This is a genomic window from Alcaligenes aquatilis, from assembly GCF_003076515.1.
GTDB classification, from domain to species: Bacteria; Pseudomonadota; Gammaproteobacteria; order Burkholderiales; family Burkholderiaceae_B; genus Alcaligenes; species Alcaligenes aquatilis.
In genome coordinates this window covers 243,287-264,173 of sequence record NZ_CP022390.1, presented here as the reverse complement: position 1 = coordinate 264,173, position 20,887 = coordinate 243,287, and the positions used below count along the sequence as shown (strand labels likewise).

The following is a 20,887-nucleotide window of genomic DNA, read 5'->3' as shown; positions in this document are numbered from 1 at the left end:
CTTCGTACATACAAACAGCGCTTAGGGCACTGTTTTTTTAAATGTTAAGCATCCCGTTCGGGATGCGCAGAGACATTATGCGCGGACAGCCCTACGCAGGGCATTAGTAACGATGCGGATATCGATCAGCGGTAATTGCGTGCGCCAAACAGGGCCGAGCCAACCCGAACCTCGGTCGAGCCTTCCTGAATCGCCAGCTCGAAATCCCCACTCATGCCCATGGACAGGCCTTGCACCTGTTCATGGCCCAACTCCACCAGACGATCACGCCACTGGCGCAACGTAGCAAAACAGGCGCGCACCGCCTGAGGGTCCTCGCTATTGACGGCCATGGTCATCAAACCCCGGACGTTCAGGGTATCAAGCGAGCGCAAGGACTGCATGAAAGCAGGCAATTGCTCCGGGTCCAAGCCAAACTTGCTGGGTTCGGGCGAGGTCTTGACCTGAACAAGCACATCCAGGCTACGCTGCTCGGTTTGCAGGTGCCGATCCAGGGCCTGGGCCAGCGACAAACGGTCCAAAGACTGGACTTCGCTGGCCAGGCGTGCAATATCTTTAGCCTTATTACTCTGCAGATGGCCTATCATCACCCACTGCACCGCGCGATCGGCCAGCTCGGCCTGCTTGTCCCGAATCTCCTGAACCTTGTTCTCGCCCATTCGCAACAAGCCCAGGTCCAGAGCTTGCGCCAGCACGGGCACAGGAAAGGTTTTGCTGACCGGTAAAAGCGCCACCGCACCGGCAGGGCGGCCGGCCTGCAAGCAAGCCTGTTCGATACGTTGGCGCAATTGCGCCAAGCGACCAGAAAGGGAAGAGTCAGAAGAATCCATCAATGCACCAGCACCCAGATAAAACCATCGCAAACGCTGCAAACACAACAGCGGCCATTTCCGATAGCATAACTGCTGCACACGGCCATCGCTAAGCCAATCCACAGCGTCTTTGCCGTGTTCTGCATCTAGGCGTAATTTGCATCTTCACTGTGTACTCGTATCCCGTTTCCCCAACTTTATCGAGGAGCTCATGACAGATCGTCCCACCCATGCTTTGCCGTCATACCTGAATGCCGACGACGTCGGCCCATGGGGTATTTATCTCGAACAAGTGGAGCGAGTCACTCCGTATCTGGGCAAATTGTCCCGATGGGTTGAAACACTCAAGCGCCCCAAGCGCACACTGATTGTCGACGTCCCCATCGAACTGGATAACGGCACCGTGGCCCACTTTGAGGGCTACCGCGTTCAACACAATACGTCCCGTGGCCCAGGCAAGGGCGGCGTGCGCTACCACCAGGATGTCACCTTGTCCGAGGTAATGGCGCTGGCTGCCTGGATGTCGATCAAGTCAGCGGCCGTGAACCTGCCCTTTGGCGGTGCCAAGGGCGGTATTCGTATTGACCCACGCCACTACTCCCAGGCCGAACTGGAACGTATCACCCGCCGCTACACCAGCGAGATTGGCGTGATCATTGGCCCCAACAAGGACATTCCCGCACCGGATGTGAACACCAATGCCCAGACCATGGCCTGGATGATGGACACCTATTCCATGAACGTGGGCGGCACCAGCACCGGTGTGGTCACCGGCAAACCCGTGTCCCTGGGCGGTAGTCTTGGCCGGGTAGAAGCCACTGGCCGTGGCGTGTTTACCGTGGGTTGTGAAGCAGCTCGCGACGCCGGTATCAACCTCAATGGCGCCCGCGTCATTGTGCAAGGTTTCGGGAACGTGGGTGGCACGGCCGCCCGCCTGTTCCAGGAAGCGGGTGCCAAAGTGCTGGCCGTACAGGACCACACGGGCACGGTGTACAACCCCAACGGTCTGGACGTGCTGGCCTTGCTGGACCACATGGAACAACACAAAGGTCTGGCCGGAGCACCCAACGCCGAAGCCATTTCCAATGACGATTTCTGGCACATCGAAACCGATCTGCTGATCCCGGCCGCGCTGGAAGGCCAGATCAACAAGAACAATGCCGACCGCATCCGCGCTCGCGTTGTGATCGAAGGTGCCAATGGCCCCACCACCCCCGAAGCCGATGACATCCTCAACGACAAGGGCGTGACCATTGTCCCGGACGTGGTGGCCAACGCCGGCGGTGTGACTGTGTCCTACTTCGAGTGGGTTCAGGACTTCTCCAGCTTTTTCTGGACCGAGGACGAGATCAACAATCGGCTGGAAATGATGATGCGCGCGGCCTACACCACGGTAGCGGCCGTTGCCAAAGAGCACAACGTCACCCTGCGTACCGCTGCCTTTATTGTGGGTTGCGCCCGCATTCTGGAATCTCGTCAGGTACGCGGCCTGTATCCCTAAGCTCATAAGGCGGCATACTCGGTTTATGCCGCTTTTTATGCGCAAAATACAGCGCTTGTGCAAAAAAATCAGGGGGAAAGCGGTAGAATCGGGGCATCCAGGATATGACACCCGTATGAAACCCTTACCCCCTTTCTCTTTGACCGCAAGGACGTTGCTGTGAATAACAATGACCTGAACGCGGCGGTCCAGGTACGCGACATCCACAAACGCTTTGGCACCAACGAGGTGCTCAAGGGCATTTCCCTGCAGGCCCACAAGGGCGATGTACTCTCCATTATCGGCGCCTCGGGCTCGGGTAAAAGTACCCTGCTGCGCTGCATTAACCACCTGGTCGTCCCCGATCAGGGCGAAGTCCAGATCGGCAATGACATTTTGCGCAGCCATCGCAACCGCAAGGGCATTTGCCAGACAGACAATCCGCGTCTGTTGGAACAAGTCCGCGCCCGCTTGGGGATGGTGTTTCAGAACTTCAATCTATGGTCGCACCGCACGGTGCTGCAAAACGTCACCGAAGGCCCCATTCACGTCAAGGGCCGCCCGGCCCGTGAAGCGGCTGAATACGCCCGCGAACTGCTGGGCAAGGTCGGCCTGAGCAACAAGTGCGATGCCTACCCGGCCGAACTGTCCGGCGGCCAGCAGCAACGCGTGGCCATTGCCCGTGCGCTGGCCATGGACCCGGATGTCTTGCTGTTTGACGAACCGACCTCCGCGCTGGATCCGGAAATGGTGGGCGAGGTACTGCGTGTCATTCGCCAACTGGCCCAGGAAGGTCGCACCATGATCCTGGTCACCCACGAAATGAATTTTGCGCGTGACGTGTCCTCCGAGACCATTTTCATGCACAACGGCCTGATTGAAGAACGTGGCCACCCCAAAGAGCTGTTCGATAGGCCACAATCCGAGCGTCTACAGCAGTTTCTACAACCAATGCAGTAAGATCATCGCTTCGTGAATACGACACAGGCTGGAAAACCAGCAGGGCCAAGACGGCCCTGACCAGCCTATCCACAAAGGAGAGCCAGACCATGAGTTTCCTCAGCAAGACCCTGATCTGTGCCAGCCTGGCCCTGTTGGGCTCCCAGGCTGCAATGGCAGACACCCTGAAAATCGGCACGGAAGGCGGTTACCCACCATGGAGCATGGTGGATGCAGCCGGCAAGGTTACCGGCTTTGACGCCGACGTGGGCGCGGCTCTGTGCAAAGAGCTCAACAGCGACTGCAAGTTCATCGTACAAGCCTTTGACAGCCTGATTCCTTCGCTCGATGCCAAACGATTTGACCTGATCATCTCGGGCATGTCCTACACCCCCGAGCGTGCCAAGCGCGTGAACTTCAGTATTCCTTACGCCGTTGAAGACGCCATTTTCGTTCTGCCCAAGAACAGTGAACTGGTCGGCGCCGACAACGAACAAACCATTTTTGATGGTCTGGCCGGTAAAACCATTGGCGTTCAAGGCGGCACCACCCACGGCGCTTTCCTGACCAAAAAAGCCCCCAAGACGACCATCAAGAACTACGAGACCCTGGACCAGATGCAAATCGATCTGGACGCCGGTCGTTTGAACGGCACCTTTGCCGACCTGACCTCGCAATCGAAGTTCCTGCATAAAGTCGGTGAAGACAACTTTGCCCTGTCCAAGCTGGTCATCAAAGGCTCTTCCGACCCCGAGACCCTGGGTTATGGCATTGCCGTCGGTATTCACAAAGACAATGCAGAGCTGAAAGCCAAGGTTGACGCTGCCCTGTGCAAGCTGATCGATGATGGCACCGTCAAGACCGCCAGCGAAAAGTGGTTTGACATCGACATCGCCAACTACGAGATCTGCAAGAAATAAGTCGAGAAGTACCACTTGATGCTAGAGACTATTTTTAATGTGCTGCGCGAAGGCTGGGGCTGGATGTTCCTTCGCGGAGCAGCAATGACCTTGCTGATCTCCGTTTTGGGCATGGCCCTTGGCGTAGTCATTGGGATTACAGGAGCCAGCATCAAGACCAACGGGCCGCGCTGGCTGCGTGGCCCCGTCAGCCTGTACACCACGGTTGTTCGCAGTATCCCCGAGCTGCTCATCATCTACCTGCTGTTTTTCGGCTCGGTGCAGTTTGTCTCCGATCTGGCCGACTTCATGCGCATGGAAGATGTGGTGACGCGCTGGTTCCCTGCGCTGGTCGGTATTTTGGCCATTGGCCTGATTGCAGGCTCGTACAGCGTGGAAGTGTTTCGCGGCGCCTTGCAAGCCATTCCCGAAGGCCAGATCGAGGCGGCCAAAGCCATTGGCATGTCCCCCTGGCAGCGTCTGCGCCGCATTATTTTGCCGCAGATGTTCTGGTACGCCCTGCCCGGCGCCAATAACGTCTGGCAAACCGCACTGAAAGACACGGCCCTGATCTCCCTGGTAGGCCTGGTCGAGATCATGCGTGCCGCTACCCTGGGTGCCGCCAATACGCGCGAGCCCATGGCTATGTACCTGATTGCAGGTGTACTTTATTTTCTGATTGGTGCCTGTAGTCAGGCCCTGTTTTTGCTGGCCGAACGTTACACCGGCAAAGGCATGAGAGCCCAGGCATGATTGATCTGGAATTATTCAATACCACCGTCGAAACCCTGTTCAAGGGCTTTGGCATGAGCGTGTATATCGGCTTGTGGGGCATTGTGCTGTCACTGTTCATCGGCCTGTCGCTGGCCCTGATGCGTCAGTCCCATAGCCGTATTTTGCGCAGCTTCGCCTTTAGCTACAGTACCGTGTTCCGTGGCACGCCCTTGCTGGTGCAATTATTCCTGCTGTACTACGGCGTGGGCACCCTGAGTTTTGTAAAGGAGTCACCCACTCTGTGGTGGCTGTTCAGCGATGGCATGCGCTGCGCGATTCTGGCCATTGGTCTGAATAGTGGGGCGTATGTCAGCGAAGTTTTCCGTGGCGGCTTTCAGGCCGTGCCGGTTGGCCAGATCGAAGCGGCCAAATCCATCGGCATGTCCGCCTGGATGCGATTTCGTCGCGTGGTTTTTCCCTTGGCGATTCGCCAGGCACTGCCCGCGTACAGCAATGAAATCGTGCTGGCCATCAAAGGCACCAGTCTGGCCTCGACCATTGCCGTCATGGACCTGACCGGCCACGCCAAACGCTTGATGAACCAGAACTACGCCATCATCGAGACCTTTGTGGTTGCGGGCCTGTTGTACTTGCTGATTAACTTCACCCTGCTGTCGGTGGTCCACCTGATCGAGCGTTGGTTGAAAGTTCGCCGTTAAACCGGCATTATCTCAAGCTCTGCGCCCCCTCTAGCGCAACAACTGGATGCGGAGCACGACCTCAATGCCAATACGCCCCAAACTGGTCCTGGTGGGCACGGGTGGCACCATTGCTGCCACAACCCAATCCAATACCGGCCTGACCGATTACGACATCACCCAAGGCGTGCACACGCTGCTGCAGGCCGTACCCGGCATCAACGAGCTGGCCGACCTGGAATGCCATCAGCTTTTCAACGTGGACAGCCGGGCCATGGGTTCGCTGATGTTGCTGGAGCTGTCCCACAAGCTCAATGAACTGCTGGCTCGACCGGACATCAATGGAGCGGTGATTACCCACGGCACCGATACGCTGGAAGAAAGCGCCTTTTTCCTGCACCTGACCCTGAAAACCGACAAACCTGTAGTCATGGTGGCCGCCATGCGCCCCGCCTCGGCCTTGAGTGCAGATGGGCCGCTGAACCTGTATCAAGCCGTGCAGGTAGCCTGCTCTTCGCTGGCACAAGACCAAGGTGTGCTGGTATTGCTGAACGACCAGATCCACAGCGCCCGCTTCCTGAGCAAGCAACACACCACTCAGACCAGCGCCTTCGGCTCACCCGATGCGGGCCCCTTGGGGCTGGTCGCCGGTGGTCAGCCACGTTTCATGATGCGCACCCTGCTGCCGCACACGCACAGCAGCCTGTTCGATGTGCGCTCCCAACACAACCTGCCTAAAGTTCAGGTCTTTTACGATCACCCCGATACCCTGGCGGAACTGTATCGCCATGCAGCACAAAGCGGTGTGCAAGGCATTGTAGTGGCGGCAACCGGCAACGGTAGCCTGACCCCCGGCGCACTGGAAGGCGTCAGCCGGGCGCACAGACTAGGCGTGGTTTGTGTGCGAGCCTCGCGCATCCACGCAGGGCCGGTGACCGACAGCGCCTACGATGAGGACCATCACACGATCGCGGCGCACTATCTGCCCGCACAAAAAGCCCGGATTTTGTTGATGCTCTGTCTGGCTGCTCAGTTGGAGCACGATGAGATAGCGGCGGCTTTCCGCGACTATTAAGGCTCGGGCTTCAGTCATCGTTCCTTAGACGCGCCGACCAGGCGACGACCCGAGACGGCACGCTGGCTGTGGCTGCCAAAGACGAATGGCCGATACCCGTCCAGTAACTATGCAAGGGCTGTTCGGCAACCGCTTCCTCAAGCGCAATACCAGTGGGTTCAACCCAGTTCCAACTGCCGCTGGCTGCTAAAGCATCTTGGTTCACCCGTTAAAGGGTCTACAAAGGCAATATGCCGCGCCAGTAACTGCAAGGGCTGGCTGAAATCGTCTGCATCGCGCTCCGTCAGCAGCACGGGATAAAACACATCGTTAATGATGGGCGCACCCAGACTGCTCAGGTGTACCCGCAACTGATGTTTACGGCCACTATGGGGCCGCAAGCGGTACAGCGCCAAATGCAGCCCCTGCTCGGTATGCCAATGACGCTCGCACAGGATCTCGGTGCTACTGTTCGGCTCTCCGGCAACCTCTTCCATCACAAAGCGGCCAGGCACCTCTTTCATACGGCTGCGATACACCAGTCCATCGGCCAGTTTTTCCTGAAACGGCGCGACCGCTTCGTATTCCTTCTCAATACCGCCTTGCTGAAACAAGGACTGATAGGCTCCACGAACGGCAGGGTCACGGCAAAACAACAAGATACCCGCCGTCTCCCTGTCCAGCCTATGGATGGGGCTGATGTCATCCTCGCCAAAGTCTCGCCGCAGACGAGTCAGCGCCGTTTCGTATAAGTAGCGTCCACCCGGCGTTGTCGCCAGGAAATGTGGCTTGTCCACCGCAATCAGATGCTCGTCCGCATACAACACGGGCATCTCGAACGGCACGGTCGCTTCGTTTTCCACCATGCGGAAGTACCACAGCCAGCGATCAGGCTGATAGCTGGAGCCCGGCTGCTGCGGCACACCGTTTTGATCCAGGATATCGCCCCGCGCCAGGCGCTCTCGCAATACCTCCGGGTCCATATGCGGAAAACGCTCCAGGAGAAAAGCGTCCAGCATTATCCAGGGGCCACGCGGGCACCACACTTTGCTGGGGCTGACCCCATTGCGCGACGGTACAGGTGAAGAGCAACTGATCGGTGACATTACAAAAGCCAAACAGAAAACAGCCCGCTAAAAGCGGGCCTGAAATCCAGGGCCATCAGTGTACTACCAGCCACCACAAGGGCGGCTGGTAGAGACGGTGCCCAGACTTAAACCGCCGGGTTCGCAGGCAAAGCACGCCGCATTCGCACACCTTGCCGGATCCATACCCAGAACAAGATCAGCAAGGCAGGCAAAAATACCCAAAACTCAGAGGGACGATCGGGATGCGGCACCTTCACTTGCTCAATATCCCAGCCCTGCTCCCAGCCTGCTCGGCGCGCTGAACTGCCAAAGGCAACCGATGCCACTTGAGCCGTGTCTCCAAAGGCCATGACCGTCAGGCCAGCCAAAGACAGACGTTTGCTGGCTGCGGCCAGACCTGTCGCCTGATCCCCTTCTGGCAGGGCAGGCAAGGACACGGCAACCGTTTTCTGCAGATCCTTGCCTTCCAGGTTCATCCCGGCCAGTTGCACCACCAGATTGCCCCCGTCCGGGGTGTTCTGCACCACCTGCATCAACTCGGATGCAGGACGGCTTTGGTACTTCTCGCTGACATGATCCATGAACCAGTCCGGACGAAACAGCATGAACGTAGCCAGCAAGAGCAAAACGGTCTCCAGCCAACTGGTTTTAATACGCAACCACCCGATTGTCGCCGCCGCAAAAGCCAGCGACGCCACCGTTGAGCCCACCACCACCAGAACCAGCTCCCAGGCACTGTGTATGCCGATCAACAACAGCATGGGATTGAAGATGAACATGAAAGGCAGCACCGCCGTACGCATGGCATAGGTCACGCCCTTCACGCCGGTCTTGATCGGATCCTCCCCTGAAATGGCCGCTGCCGCAAAAGTGGCTAAGCCCACAGGCGGCGTAATATCGGCCATGATCCCGTAATAGAACACGAACATATGGACGGCAATCAGCGGAATCACCATACCGCTTTGCGCTCCCAGCTCCACCACAACGGGCGCCATCAGCGTGGCCATCAGAATGTAGTTGGCGGTCGTGGGCATGCCCAAACCCAACACCAGACACACAGCGGCCGTAAAGAACAGCATGACCAGCACATTGCCCATGGAGACCAGCTCCACAAAAGCCGTCATACGCAGGCCCAGACCAGTCAGAGTAATCGCTCCCACAATCAAGCCGGCTGTCCCGCAGGCAATCCCGATACCCACCATATTGCGGGCGCCTTCCTGCAGTCCTGTCCACACCTCGCTGACACCTTGGCGCAGCGGTTGCGCCGTTGCCTGTTTACGGAACCAGGCAATGATGGGGCGCTGTGTGGCCATCTGAAACAACATGGCCACAACGGCCCAGAAAGCCGACAAGCCGGCAGACATCACCTCTACCGTCAGGCACCACACCAAAATGCCGATCGGGATCAGGAAATACAAGCCAGCACGTACGGTGGGCCAAGGCTCGGGACGCACGGGCGTGTTCACATTAATATCGGTAGGCAGGTCTTCGTGATCCGCTGCAATTTTCAGTAAGTACACATACAGCACCAGCAACAAAAGCAACAAAATCCAGATAGCCGCATCACCGGCGATTGCCTGAACCCCAACACCTATCCAATAGACCAGCCCCATCACACTCAGGGTGCCGGCCGTACCCATGCCCCAACCCGCTAATTTCTGGATGAAGGTCTTGGGCTTGCCCGAGGCCATCATGGGTTGAATACCCAGCTTCAGCGCTTCCAGGTGCACGATATAAAACAGCGCAATATATGAAATAACCGCAGGCAGCAAAGCATGACGAATGATATCGGTGTAAGGAATGCCGACATACTCGATCATCAAAAAGGCAGCCGCCCCCATGACCGGCGGCATGATCTGGCCATTGACGGACGAGGCCGTTTCAATCGCCCCGGCCCGAATGCCGCCATAGCCCGCTTTTTTCATCAAGGGAATGGTAAAAATACCGCCTGTCACCACGTTGGCGACCGAAGAAGCCGACACAAGACCATTCACGGCCGAGGAGACCACAGCCACTTTGGCTGGCCCGCCCCGCAAATGCCCCAGCAAGGCAAACGAGACCTGCATCATGTAATTACCCGCCCCGCAGCGATCCAGCAAAGAGCCCAGCAATACAAAAATAAAGATATACGAGACAGAAACGCCCAGGGCAACTCCGTACACACCCTCCGTGGTCAGCCACATATGCGAAACCAGGCGCTGCAAGGAGGCGCCCCGGTGAGACAAGGCATCCGGCAGCCAGGGGCCCAGAAAAATATAGGCAATAAAGACTATCGCCAGCACCGCCATGGGCGCGCCCAACGAGCGCCGCGTCGCCTCCAGCAGCAACACCAGACCCATACTGGCCACCACCACATCCATCGTGGTGGGGATACCGGGGCGCGAGGCCAATTCCTTATAGAAAAAGAATAAATACGAGCCGCAAAAGGCCGCAATCAGGGCCAATAGCCAGTCATGAATCGGAATTCGGTCGCGCGCGGATTGTTTGCTTGCAGGAAACGCCAGATAGGCCAAAAACATGGCGATGCCCAAATGCAGGGCTCGCGCTTCTGTGTCATTGAAAATGCCCAGATTCAGGGCAAATGGCAGCGGAGAGGCGTACCAAAGCTGAAACAAGGACCAGCCTATTCCAACCAAAAACAAAACCATGCCTGCAACGCCAGCCACAGAGCGTCCACCACGGTCTACATCGGCAACCAGTTTCTCCAGCTCTGCCGTTTCATCCTGTGTCAGGGCCAAGTCTGGCCCCATTTTTTTATGTTCTTGTTGTGTCATTTACTGTATCTCCAGGAAAACCCGGCGTGGAGCCCGAGTACCACCAGCCAGGCACCCGATCCACCTGGACTGCGCAGCCCAGGAACCCCAGACCAGAGGCAAGGCCACAGCTAGGGCCATGGCACTTGCGGCCAGGCTGGCACAGCCAGCCTGGTGTCAATCAGACTGTCTTACAGCAGCCCTTTTTCCTTGAAGTACTTTTCAGCGCCTTTGTGCAATGGAGCAGACAAGCCGTTCTTGACCATGTCTTCTTTCTTCAGATTCGCCAACGCAGGGTGCAAGCGCTTGAAATCATCAAAGTTGTCGAACACCGCTTTGACGACGTTGTAGACCGACTCTTCCGGTACGTCCTCGGACGTCACAAAGGTTGCCAGAACGCCATAGGTTTGGACATCGTCAGGATTGTTGGGGTACAAGCCACCAGGAATCGCGACCTTGGCGTAGTAGGGATAGGTCTCGACCAGCTTGTCCACCGCAGGACCGGTCAGAGGCACCAGCTTGGCGCCGCAAGAGGTGGTGGGATCCTGGATATTGGCCGAAGGATGGCCTACGCCATAGATAAAGCCGTCAATCTTGCCATCACACAATGCCGGGCCGTGCTCATCGGGACGCAGCTCCGAGGCCAGTGAGAAAAAGCTGTTATCCAGCCCCATGGCCTGCAACAACTGATCCATCGAGGCGCGTGTGCCCGAACCCGGATTGCCTACGTTAAAACGCTTGCCCTTGAAGTCGTCGAACTTGCTGACATTGGCCTCTTTGCGAGACAGCACGGTAAAGGGCTCCGGGTGAATGGAGAATACCGAACGCAGCTTCTTGTACGCCCCACCGTCCTTGAACTGGCCTTCTCCGTTGTACGCGTTATAGCCCACATCAGACTGCACCACACCCAGGTCCAGCTCACCCGCTTTGATGGTGTTGACGTTAAAGACCGAACCGCCCGTGGATTCCACCGAGCAACGTACGCCATCCGTACCACGATCCTTATTGACCAAGCGGCAAATAGCGCCACCGGCCGCGTAATACACCCCGGTCACACCCCCTGTCCCGATACTGACAAACTTCTGCTGGGCGCTGGCAGGCAAGGGGCTGAGCAACATGGCGCACATCGCTGCCGTTGTGCTAAGTGCCCACACTGCTTTCTTACCTGTTTTCTTACTAATGTGTTCCATCTTTGTGTCTCCCATGGGGGTATCCCCGGTTTGTGTGACCGGTACGACCGGTTTGTTTACATAGACGAAGCGGGGTCAACCGCTTGGTCCTGTTGCCAATAAACTCCCTGACTTCGAAATGAAGACTCCAGCTGCGCGAGACGCTGCACCACTGTCTTACCGCCCAAGGTGGCGATCCGTGCCAACAAATGTTCTGCAACGGTGACCGTGCCCACTAGAGAATGAAAAAAACTGGCCGCTGGCTGCTCGCTGGCCTGTGCATCAAACAACAAGACATGTTTGGCCCCCTGGGCCACCGGGGACAGCACACTGTCAGTTACCGCGACCACCGTGATGCCCTGCTGCACCGCCTGATGCACACTATTGACCACTGTTTTGACATATGGCGCCTGGCTGATCACAACCAGCACACCCCCGCTGTCCAAACCGGCGTCCAGCTCCAGGAACAAGTCTACGGCCCGGTTCAGCAAGACACCATTACCACGTATCAATTGATAGGCATAATGCATCTGGAACGCGCAGGCAAAACTGACCCCCAGACCGATAAACCCCACTTTGGAGGCGCCCAGAAGCGCCTGGGCACAAGCATCCAGAGCGCTGGCTGAATTCAGTCTCAAGACCGACTCCAGGGCCTGCTCTTGTTGCTCCCCCAGGTCCCGTATTTGTTGTTCTGAGGCCCGGTTACCTTGCAAATTTTGCGCTCGCGCCGCCATCGTGCCGCCATTGCGGTGCAGGGCCTGCTGAAACGGCTCACGAAAACCGTCGTAGCTTTCATAACCCGCCGCTTTAGCCAGACGAAGCATGGTTGCCGGTGCAACCGACAACTCCTGGGCCTGTTTGCGCATGGACCACAGGCTGACTTCAACCGGATGGCGCTCCACCCATTGCGCAGCGCGACGCAGCTCGGGCGTCAGGCCAGGCAAGATACGCTGCAAACGCAACAAGGGCTCCATTTGTCGTCCTACTCACATATCAGTGCAATAAAACGCATGTTAATCTGGAGAACACTAAAAAAAACAAATGTTTTCCTAGGGTTTGCCCGCAAATACCTATAATTATTTCTTTTTTGCGTGGGCAAACTCAACGCTGGCGTCAGCTCTTGCTAGCGAATCTCAAAAAAATCATATCGTTTGTCAGTATAAGAGCGCTGTATATCCACCTGCTCGACCACGGCATGCTCGGGCCCTATATACAACCAGCTGACCATACTGTCGATGACATCAGCACTGCCCTGCAGCAGCAGTTCTACGGAACCATCCCCAGCATTGCTGACCCAGCCCTTGACGCCATACAAATGAGCATGACGCAAGGCGCTGGCTCGAAACCCGACCCCTTGCACACGCCCCTTAACACGCACCTCTACCGTTTCACAATCCGCCATTCGCCTGCTCCTGCTATTTATCGCCGAAATACGGCACGCATCCGCCCCACATCTCGATATTCAGTTAAATTAGTCACATCATTGTTGCATGATCGCCCCCGTCCCCGATTATCTGCTTTGTGCAGCCATTACCTTATGAATTTGCCCCGCCTTTTTACTTTATCGATGTGCAGGGCAATGTACATGCTAGGCATGCTGGCTGCACTAGGATTTGTGTCACCACCGACCCAGGCAGCCCCCCACTCCCAGCAACATATCGTACGTATAGGCGTTTACGAAAACCCACCTAAACTCCTGCTCGACAGTCAGGCCCGTCCCGGCGGCATCATGGGCGAACTGCTGCTGGAAATTGCCAAGCGTGAAGGCTGGACACTGGAAGCCGTGCAATGCGACTGGCAACAATGCCTGAACGCCCTGCAAAATGACCTGATCGATATCGTGCCGGGCCTGGCCTACTCCCCCGAACGCGCTACCCTGTACAGCTATCACAGCCGAGCCGTACTGGAGGACTGGTCACAGATATTCACGGGAAAAGGCACGCATATTAGTGCGCTGAACGACTTGAATGGCAAACGCATTGCCGTCATGAGCGGAACCCTGCAGCTAACCCAGCTCTACAATATTTTGCAGAAACTGGAGCTTGGCTCCAAGCTGGTCATTACCGACTCCCAATACAACGCGCTCAAACTGGTCCAGACCAAACAGGCCGACGCCGCCGTCGTCGGCCATTTATTTGGCGTACGTCATGCAGGCGAACATGGCCTGAAAACCGCGCCTATCCGGCTAGAGCCCACCAGCACTTACTTTGTGACCGCCAAGGACCGCCGCCTGGACCTGCTGGCCGCTATTGATACTCATATCAAGCAGTGGCAAGACAATAACGATCCGTTCTACACAGAGACACTGAACCAGTGGGGCCTGCGCCTGATTGAAAAACCAACCAAGCCCTGGATCATCCCCGCCTTGCTCACACTGGGTATCTTGCTGACCCTTGCCCTGCTCACCGTGAGCCTAATGCGCATTGGCCTGCGTCGTCAGCGCAAAAAACTGGTCCGCACCGAGCATCATCTGCATACCGTGCTCGATGCCATTGACGCCTACGTCTACATCAAGGATGACCAGTTTCGTTATCAATACGCCAACCGCAAACTATGCGAAGACCTGAACTACACCACGGTCAGTATTGTGGGTAAAACCGACCAGGACTTGTACGCCAACAAGCAAACCATTAACGAATTCCGTCATAACGACGAGCAGGTGCTGTACAGCGGTGAACGCCTGGCTGTAGAAGAAGTGGTACGGGACCGGAAAGGCGATGTACGCGCCACCTTTTTCTCCATCAAAATGCCGGTCCAAGACCCCGAGACTCAACAAACCAGCCTGTACTGTATTTCCACCAATATCTCGGCGCTCAAAGCCACGCAGTCAGAGAACTACCGGCTGGCTTTCTACGACCCGCTCACCGAACTTCCCAACCGCCGCCTGCTGATGCAACGCCTGGAACGCCACCTGCAAACCATAGAGCCTTACAAACGACCTGGTGCGCTGTATTTCCTGGATCTGGACCGATTCAAGCACATTAACGATGCGCGGGGACACGCCATTGGCGATGCGCTGCTGCGCAAAGTGGCGCGCCGCCTATCCTTGATGATTGACCCCCAAGACATCGTGGCCCGCTTGGGTGGGGACGAATTTGTCATCCTGAAGATACTGCAACTCGGTACGGTACGAGACTGCCACAAAGAAGCCCTGGAGTTTGCCGAACAGGTACGCACCCGTCTGGAAGAGCCCTACAGCATTGAAGGCCACTCTTACTTGAGCAGCAGCAGTATTGGTCTGGCCTTGATTACCGACAGCACCCTGACTGCAGAGGACCTGATGCGACAAGCTGACACAGCCATGTATCGGTCCAAGGAAAATGGTCGCAACCAGATCACCTTGTACGAACCTGGTATGCAAGAGGCCCTGGAAGAGCATCTGAGTCTGCAGCACGATCTGCGTTTTGCGATTGGCTCGGATCAGTTGCGCCTGTTTGTCCAGTCCCAGTACGACAAGCAAAACCACATCTGCGGGGCCGAGGTGCTGCTGCGCTGGTTACACCCAACACGCGGTATGCTGACCCCCAATCTGTTCATTCCCCTGGCGGAAAGCACCGACTTGATCACGCCCCTGGGCGACTGGATCATGGCATCAGTCTGTGATTTGCTGCTACAGACCCAGGAGTGCAGCTTTCCCATTTCCATTAATGTCAGCCCGATTCAATTCCGCCGCCCTGACTTTGCTCGCCGCACACGCCAGATCCTGGAGACCAGCGGCGCCCCCGCCCATCGTCTGATCTTTGAAATTACCGAAGGCGTACTGATGGAAGACTTCTCCTCGGCCAACAGCATGATGCGCGAGCTCAAAGACCTGGGGATCCGCTTTTCCATGGACGACTTTGGCACAGGCTATTCCAACCTGGCCGCCATCCGCCGCCTGCCACTATACGAGCTGAAAATGGACCGCAGCCTGATCCTGGGAGTACCCATGGAGCAGGAAGCCAACGCCATTGTGCGTACGGTACTGGCCATGGCACGGCAACTAGGGCTGCACGTAGTCGTTGAAGGTGTGGAAAATGAGCAGCAAAAGGAGTTTCTGCTGCGCCGCGGCTGCCATGCCCTGCAAGGCTATCTATTCAGCGCGCCGCAGTTGGTAGAGCACTGGCTGGAGGCAATTGAGCAGGAAGATGGCGCTCAACCGTAAACGCCATGGGCCGCCCTCAGCCAGCCTATACAAAATCACGACACCATATCGGTTAGCGGGAGCAGGCATCTGACCCTTTAACAAGAAAGTAATCGATGTGGACCCTATGGCATCCCTGCACGCCATAGGCTGTTTCAGCCTGCTGGCCGACCGATATCCTCAAGCCTGTTCACATTAGGCATTCGGCTCGTTGCCCTGCACCGGCTCGGTATCCTCGGGCAAGACCCAATCCAGGCGCTCGTGTTCTATATCCGTATGCAAGGGTTCGATCCCCGGCTGGGTACGCTTGGCCCGGGCCGATAGCTCGGCAAAGCGGCTGACTTTCCCATACAAGCCCTGCTGACCTGCCAATGCTGTCACCGTACTGTTGTAGTGCTTGCCCGCCTGCCCCAAGGTTTCGCCCAGCTTTTTCAGGCGCTCAGCCAAGATAGATACCTGGTTATAAATATCGCCCGCACGTTGGCTTAGTTCGTGAGCCTGCTCGTTGCTGCGCACCATCATCCAGATATTGGCTACGGTACGCAAAATAGGCAGCAAGGTGGTATGCGAGACCATCAGGACATTTTTGCCCAGGCCGTAGTCGAACAAGCCATGCTGTTGCTGCAAAGCCTGCATATATGCCGCCTCGATAGGCACGTACATAAACACGAAACCGGGGCTATTCAGGCCAGACAAGGCGCTGTAATCCTTGGAGGCCAGATCATCAATATGCTTGCGTAGCGCCTGCACATGGGCTTGCAGACTTTGTTGGCGTTCCTCGTCAGTCTGAGCGCGGATGGCGCGATCATAGTCCACCAAGGACACTTTGCAATCGAGCACCAGATGCTTGTCCTGCGGTAGATGCACCACGAAGTCAGGGTATCGCAGGCGACCTTGCTCGTCGCGAGCTTGCCATTGTGTATCAAAGTGGACACCGCGCACCAAACCAGCCACTTCCAGCGTTTTTTCCAACTGGGTTTCACCCCAATTACCAGTGGTCTTTTTATCGCCTTTCAAGGCCACAGCCAAGGAATGTGCTTCAGCACTCATGCGCAGACCCATTTCCTGCATGCGTTGCAGCTCCAGACTCAAGGCGGTCTGGCCTTTGACGGATTCATCATGCACTTGATTCACGCGCAGTTGAAAACCTGCCAATTGTTCCCGAAAGGGTCGCAACATTTCATCCATGGTGCGTTGACTATCCTGACGCAGCGTCTGCCCTTTGGACTCCAGAATCTGCTGGGCCAGGGACTCAAACTGCAAGCGCATCTGCTCGCGGCTATGCTCCAAGTCCTCTTGGATGGCCTGATTGCGCATCTGCTGAGCCTGCAACTGGGCATCGCGGCGTATCAGTTCCTTATCCAGCTCCGCCGCCCTGTCCTGCGTCAGGGCCAGATCTTGTTCCAGACGTGCACAGCGATCCTCCAGAACTTGCTCAACAGGCGCTCTCATGCGCGCTCGCAGCCACAACCCGATCAGCAAGCCCAGCGCCAAAGCGACCAGGGCAATCAGCACATCCAACCCGCTAAAATCCAGCTCCATTCACCCTACTCCTGAGCAGCACTGCCAGTTCAGGAGTGCCCTGACTGGTCTGTCTGGCTAAGCCTGCTATTTAACCGTATAACGCTGGTAATTTATACACCCTTTTTCAGTCGTTCCCGAAAGGCGATAGGATGAATCCATCCTGCCCGCATCAGTAGCCAACATTCCCTTGCACCGTCACATCCAGACAAAACTGGACGCTAAATCCCGTATTTGGGGGACATATCAGAAACGTCTGCTCGTTACGATAGTTAGGTCTCTGATTTTGATGTCCTGTCATGAACTGGATCAGCAATGCACGGATCGTGGCGATTTTCTCTGTCGTTTGCCTGCATATCGCCGCCTACGCCGTCCTGAATGCCGAGTTGGGCACAGCCAACTGGTGGAGTGGCAATCTCTACGATGCCGCCACCCGCTGGTGTGTACCGGTGTTTATCATGGTCAGCGGTGCGCTCTTGCTGGAACCCCGTCCCCAGGAGGGCATGAAACACTTCTACCGCAAGCGGGCGTCGCGAGTCTTGCTGCCACTGCTGTTCTGGACAGCGTTTTATCTAGGCTGGACGGCCTTCAAGCAGCATTGGTGGACGCCAGACGCTGACCCTTATCCCTATCTGGAGCGGCTGCTGCAGGGTCGGCCTTATTTCCACCTCTGGTTTCTGTACATGATTGTGTTCCTGTACCTGTTCACGCCCTTTTTGCGTCGTATGGTTCAGAACACCAACTTGAAGCAACTGGCCGCGCTGACCGGGGCGGCCTTCGTGCTATCTGCCCTTAGCACGCTCAGTAAGCCAGAGCTAAACACCCACTCTGCCCCCTTCTTCACCTGGTTCCTGTCCTATCTGCCCTATTTTCTGCTGGGCTATCTGCTACGCAAAGTGCCGGTGCGTGTGCCCCGCTGGCTGACTATGACGGTGCTGCTCAGTAGTATCGCGGCCACAGCCTGGGGCTTTTATGCGCTGGCCATCACCCACGACCGGCAAACCGCTGCGTACTTTTATGACTACCTGAGTATTACCGTCATCCCCATGTCCATCGCGCTGATTCTATTGCTGCGTGACTGGAACCAGCCTTTGATCAACTCGCGGATCAGTGCCCATCTGGCGGAGCTGACCTTGGGGGTGTATTTGATCCACCCCTGGTTGATCGACCTGATGTACCGCTATCTGTTCACGGCACTGGATTTCAATGCACTGTGGTCGATTCCGGTGCTGGCGGCCGCCATCTATGGTCTATCCCTGTTGCTGACGGCGGGTTTAAAAGCCATGCCGGTGTTGCGGGCGACGGTCTAGGATTAAGGACGAAACGGCGCATCATCAATAGGTGAAGCCTCTCCGGTCAGGTGCGCGGCCAGAATCGCTGCACTGCCACACGCCAAGGTAAAGCCCAATGCGCCGTGGCCTGCGTTCACCCACAAACGACCGGCCAGCGTGCTGGCCCCTACAATAGGCTTGCCCGAAGGTGTTGCAGGGCGCAAGCCTGCCCAAGTCTGTGCCTGCTCCAACGGCAAAGCAGGGAACAGATCCTTCACCTGCTGCTTCAAGGTCGCCATACGATCGGCCGGAATATCCAACCCATCAAAGCCGATATCCACCATGGCAGCCATACGCAGCACCTCGCCCAAGCGGGCATACACGATGCGCTGTTCGTAATCCGTCACGCTGATGGCGGGCACGGCTTGATTCAAGCCTTCCAACGGCAGGCTCAAGCTATAGCCCTTTAGCGGGTAGATCAGAGGGCGGCCACCCAATTGGCGCAACAAAGGCACCGTGCCCATACCGCTGGCAACAACAAACTGATCGGCCTGGATCTCACCTTCTGCGGTTTGCACAGCGCGGATATCGCGCCCTTCCCTCACAAAGCGCTGCACCGGCGTATTGAGTTTGAGCTGGTAATCGCGGTCATTTTGCATGCGCTCATGCAAGGCCACAGAGAACAGATAAGCATCCCCTGCCTCTTCGCTAGGGGTGTAAATCGCACCCTGCAAGCGCGAGCCCAACGTCTGCAAAGAAGGCTCCAGCTCCAACACTTGAGCCGCTTCCAGCACTTGCTGCGAGGAGCCCATATCCGCCTGCAATTGCGCCTGCTCACGGGCATGCTGAAACGGGCCGGGGCTGCGAAACACAATCAACTTGCCATTGTTTTGATGGGCAAATTCCAGATTGAAGCGCTCTTGCCAGTCGTGCAAAATGTCGCGGCTCAGGTAGGACAAGGTCAGCATCTGCGCGGTGGTACGGCGCACCACATCACCCCGGCAGGCTTTCAGAAAATGCAGCAGCCAGCGCCATTGTTGCGGACTCAGCGCAGGCTTAAAACGCAACGGCGAGTCGTTCTTCAATAACCAGCGAGGCAAATCCTTGAATACGCCAGGATCAGCCAGGGGGGCCACGTAGCTGTAGCTCAGTTGTCCACCATTGGCAAAGCTGGTCTGTCCGGCCACTTGCGTACCCGCCTCCAGTACCGTGACCTTCACCCCTTTCTGGCGCAACATGAACGCGGTACTCATCCCAATGACACCGGCGCCGATAATACATACATGCATGAACATACCCCCAATAACTGGCCTCTATTGTCTTGGGGGGTGCTACAGAGCGCCAATGAATAGTTGGCGCTCTCCATAACCCAGGGTTATGGAGTCAAGATTCTGCTCAGTCCGGGAAACGACATTCCAGCAGGGCCTGACGGATGTGATCCAGCACCCGCTCACGCGAGCCAGAACCCGCATCATCATGGGCCGTCAAAATACTGACTGGGATAGGCAACGGCTCGGGCAAGCGGTGTATGGCCAAGCCCCGACCTTGCATGGCGCGGGCAGTGACCAGGTCCACCAGGGCCTCACCCACCTGCTGCACAACCAGGTTGCACGCCACGTAATGGGTCTGTACACGCATAAAAGGGGCCACATCGGGAGCATAGCGTTGCAGCAGGTCCTCAACCATCGCACCCACAGGATCATTAGCGTCTAAAGCGATAAAAGCGCGCTCGGCCATCTCCTCCCAATGACGCAAAGGAGCAACACCCGGCAAGGTCACGTGCACCAGTTCGGTATCGGCCAGAACCTGTTGTTGCACGCCCGAGGACTCGCCCTGATCAAAACTGATCACCATATCCAGGTCGCGCGTTTCCAGGGCTTGTAATAACTCCCCACTGTGATGGGTACGCAACTCGAAACTCATGGCCGGGTGAGACTGGCGACAACGGCTCAAGGCCACCGGCAATAGCTCCAATCCGAAAGCCGGGCTGCTGCCGATACGCCACAGGCCTTCATGATGAGAGCGCAGATTGCGCGCCAGTCGGCTGACGTCATCCAGATTCTGATGTAGACGCGCAACGTAGGGTGCCAGAATGCTGGCCTCACGCGTGGGGATCAGGCGGCCACGTACGCGATCGAACAACTTAAAACCCAGCTGCATTTCTGCCGTCGCCAACATTTTGCTGGCCGCAGGCTGAGAGATATGCAGCAACTGTGCGGCCTGCGTCAAAGAGCCACCGCGGCAGATCGCATCAAAAATTTCTACATGCCGCCACCGCATCAATTGCCCCCTCTGGTGCGTGCTGAGTTGAAAAACACCTATTATGCGGCAAGTCAGCCTGTGAAGCGGTTTGCCCAGAGTCTTGC

At 56.8% G+C, this 20,887-nt stretch carries 17 protein-coding genes; 8 read left to right on the top strand and 9 right to left on the bottom strand.

What is annotated here, in order from left to right; genetic code table 11:
• Positions 1 to 125: 125 nt before the first annotated feature.
• Positions 126 to 830 carry a YggS family pyridoxal phosphate-dependent enzyme gene (locus CA948_RS01165; protein WP_094198231.1) on the bottom strand — a complete coding sequence of 235 codons (705 nt, stop codon included), beginning with the start codon at positions 828 to 830 and terminating at the stop codon, positions 126 to 128.
• Positions 831 to 1,023: 193 nt separating this feature from the next.
• On the opposite strand from CA948_RS01165, the gene CA948_RS01160 reads away from it, so the two are divergent.
• The 6 genes from CA948_RS01160 to CA948_RS01135 all read left to right on the top strand — a co-directional run bounded on the left by CA948_RS01160 (position 1,024) and on the right by CA948_RS01135 (position 6,617).
• Entirely contained in the window at positions 1,024 to 2,313 is a 1,290-nt protein-coding gene (locus CA948_RS01160; protein ID WP_108727097.1) for a Glu/Leu/Phe/Val family dehydrogenase, read from the top strand.
• A 159-nt stretch (positions 2,314 to 2,472) separates the two neighbouring features.
• Entirely contained in the window at positions 2,473 to 3,252 is a 780-nt protein-coding gene (locus CA948_RS01155; protein WP_094195306.1) for an ABC transporter ATP-binding protein, read from the top strand.
• 89 nt (positions 3,253 to 3,341) lie between these two features.
• Entirely contained in the window at positions 3,342 to 4,151 is an 810-nt protein-coding gene (locus CA948_RS01150) for a transporter substrate-binding domain-containing protein (RefSeq protein ID WP_094195305.1), read from the top strand.
• An 18-nt stretch (positions 4,152 to 4,169) separates the two neighbouring features.
• Positions 4,170 to 4,883 (top strand): ABC transporter permease, encoded by a 714-nt coding sequence (locus CA948_RS01145; RefSeq protein ID WP_094195304.1) that lies wholly within the window; start codon positions 4,170 to 4,172, stop codon positions 4,881 to 4,883.
• Positions 4,880 to 5,563 carry an ABC transporter permease gene (locus tag CA948_RS01140; RefSeq protein ID WP_094195303.1) on the top strand — a complete coding sequence of 228 codons (684 nt, stop codon included), beginning with the start codon at positions 4,880 to 4,882 and terminating at the stop codon, positions 5,561 to 5,563. The genes CA948_RS01145 and CA948_RS01140 overlap by 4 nt, the downstream gene beginning before the upstream one ends.
• 64 nt (positions 5,564 to 5,627) lie before the next feature.
• The gene (locus CA948_RS01135) at positions 5,628 to 6,617 is read left to right on the top strand and encodes an asparaginase (RefSeq protein ID WP_094195302.1); all 990 of its coding nucleotides are present in this window, start codon (positions 5,628 to 5,630) and stop codon (positions 6,615 to 6,617) included.
• 158 nt (positions 6,618 to 6,775) lie between these two features.
• On the opposite strand, the gene CA948_RS01130 is transcribed toward CA948_RS01135, so the two are convergent.
• The 5 genes from CA948_RS01130 to CA948_RS01110 form a co-directional block, all read right to left on the bottom strand.
• Entirely contained in the window at positions 6,776 to 7,702 is a 927-nt protein-coding gene (locus tag CA948_RS01130) for a pseudouridine synthase (protein ID WP_108727096.1), read from the bottom strand.
• A 107-nt stretch (positions 7,703 to 7,809) separates the two neighbouring features.
• Positions 7,810 to 10,458 (bottom strand): TRAP transporter permease, encoded by a 2,649-nt coding sequence (locus tag CA948_RS01125; RefSeq protein WP_234354370.1) that lies wholly within the window; start codon positions 10,456 to 10,458, stop codon positions 7,810 to 7,812.
• 170 nt (positions 10,459 to 10,628) lie between these two features.
• Positions 10,629 to 11,564: a TAXI family TRAP transporter solute-binding subunit gene (locus CA948_RS01120; protein WP_230019574.1), complete on the bottom strand. Its 936-nt coding sequence runs from the start codon at positions 11,562 to 11,564 to the stop codon at positions 10,629 to 10,631.
• Between the two features lie 119 nt (positions 11,565 to 11,683).
• Positions 11,684 to 12,580 (bottom strand): MurR/RpiR family transcriptional regulator, encoded by an 897-nt coding sequence (locus tag CA948_RS01115; RefSeq protein ID WP_094195299.1) that lies wholly within the window; start codon positions 12,578 to 12,580, stop codon positions 11,684 to 11,686.
• A gap of 149 nt (positions 12,581 to 12,729) precedes the next feature.
• Positions 12,730 to 13,008 carry an acylphosphatase gene (locus CA948_RS01110; protein ID WP_094195298.1) on the bottom strand — a complete coding sequence of 93 codons (279 nt, stop codon included), beginning with the start codon at positions 13,006 to 13,008 and terminating at the stop codon, positions 12,730 to 12,732.
• 183 nt (positions 13,009 to 13,191) lie between these two features.
• Between CA948_RS01110 and CA948_RS01105 the strand changes: the two genes are divergently transcribed.
• Positions 13,192 to 15,750: an EAL domain-containing protein gene (locus CA948_RS01105; protein ID WP_238988629.1), complete on the top strand. Its 2,559-nt coding sequence runs from the start codon at positions 13,192 to 13,194 to the stop codon at positions 15,748 to 15,750.
• Positions 15,751 to 15,924: 174 nt separating this feature from the next.
• Here the strand turns inward: CA948_RS01105 and CA948_RS01100 are convergent, their stop codons facing one another.
• Complete coding sequence (locus CA948_RS01100; protein ID WP_108727094.1) at positions 15,925 to 17,271, bottom strand: DNA recombination protein RmuC; 1,347 nt, start codon at positions 17,269 to 17,271, stop codon at positions 15,925 to 15,927.
• Positions 17,272 to 17,549: 278 nt separating this feature from the next.
• On the opposite strand from CA948_RS01100, the gene CA948_RS01095 reads away from it, so the two are divergent.
• On the top strand, positions 17,550 to 18,560 hold the full coding sequence (locus tag CA948_RS01095; protein ID WP_108727093.1) for an acyltransferase: 1,011 nt from the start codon (positions 17,550 to 17,552) through the stop codon (positions 18,558 to 18,560).
• Positions 18,561 to 18,562: 2 nt separating this feature from the next.
• Here the strand turns inward: CA948_RS01095 and CA948_RS01090 are convergent, their stop codons facing one another.
• Together CA948_RS01090 and CA948_RS01085 are read right to left on the bottom strand one after the other, a co-directional pair.
• Complete coding sequence (locus tag CA948_RS01090) at positions 18,563 to 19,810, bottom strand: D-amino acid dehydrogenase (protein ID WP_108728668.1); 1,248 nt, start codon at positions 19,808 to 19,810, stop codon at positions 18,563 to 18,565.
• Positions 19,811 to 19,916: 106 nt separating this feature from the next.
• On the bottom strand, positions 19,917 to 20,801 hold the full coding sequence (locus tag CA948_RS01085; RefSeq protein ID WP_094195294.1) for a LysR family transcriptional regulator: 885 nt from the start codon (positions 20,799 to 20,801) through the stop codon (positions 19,917 to 19,919).
• Between the last annotated feature and the right edge of the window lie 86 nt (positions 20,802 to 20,887).

Bases quoted from the DNA above. Each gene is read 5' to 3' on its own strand.
- CA948_RS01140 (WP_094195303.1), top strand. From the start codon at position 4,880: ATGATTGATCTGGAATTATTCAATACCACCGTCGAAACCCTGTTCAAG.
- CA948_RS01125 (WP_234354370.1), bottom strand. From the start codon at position 10,458: ATGACACAACAAGAACATAAAAAAATGGGGCCAGACTTGGCCCTGACA.
- CA948_RS01090 (WP_108728668.1), bottom strand. From the start codon at position 19,810: ATGCATGTATGTATTATCGGCGCCGGTGTCATTGGGATGAGTACCGCG.
- CA948_RS01130 (WP_108727096.1), bottom strand. From the start codon at position 7,702: ATGTCACCGATCAGTTGCTCTTCACCTGTACCGTCGCGCAATGGGGTC.
- CA948_RS01160 (WP_108727097.1), top strand. From the start codon at position 1,024: ATGACAGATCGTCCCACCCATGCTTTGCCGTCATACCTGAATGCCGAC.
- CA948_RS01120 (WP_230019574.1), bottom strand. From the start codon at position 11,564: ATGTGCGCCATGTTGCTCAGCCCCTTGCCTGCCAGCGCCCAGCAGAAG.
- CA948_RS01085 (WP_094195294.1), bottom strand. From the start codon at position 20,801: ATGCGGTGGCGGCATGTAGAAATTTTTGATGCGATCTGCCGCGGTGGC.
- CA948_RS01150 (WP_094195305.1), top strand. From the start codon at position 3,342: ATGAGTTTCCTCAGCAAGACCCTGATCTGTGCCAGCCTGGCCCTGTTG.
- CA948_RS01095 (WP_108727093.1), top strand. From the start codon at position 17,550: ATGAACTGGATCAGCAATGCACGGATCGTGGCGATTTTCTCTGTCGTT.
- CA948_RS01115 (WP_094195299.1), bottom strand. From the start codon at position 12,580: ATGGAGCCCTTGTTGCGTTTGCAGCGTATCTTGCCTGGCCTGACGCCC.
- CA948_RS01135 (WP_094195302.1), top strand. From the start codon at position 5,628: ATGCCAATACGCCCCAAACTGGTCCTGGTGGGCACGGGTGGCACCATT.
- CA948_RS01105 (WP_238988629.1), top strand. From the start codon at position 13,192: ATGCTAGGCATGCTGGCTGCACTAGGATTTGTGTCACCACCGACCCAG.
- CA948_RS01165 (WP_094198231.1), bottom strand. From the start codon at position 830: ATGGATTCTTCTGACTCTTCCCTTTCTGGTCGCTTGGCGCAATTGCGC.
- CA948_RS01100 (WP_108727094.1), bottom strand. From the start codon at position 17,271: ATGGAGCTGGATTTTAGCGGGTTGGATGTGCTGATTGCCCTGGTCGCT.
- CA948_RS01110 (WP_094195298.1), bottom strand. From the start codon at position 13,008: ATGGCGGATTGTGAAACGGTAGAGGTGCGTGTTAAGGGGCGTGTGCAA.
- CA948_RS01145 (WP_094195304.1), top strand. From the start codon at position 4,170: ATGCTAGAGACTATTTTTAATGTGCTGCGCGAAGGCTGGGGCTGGATG.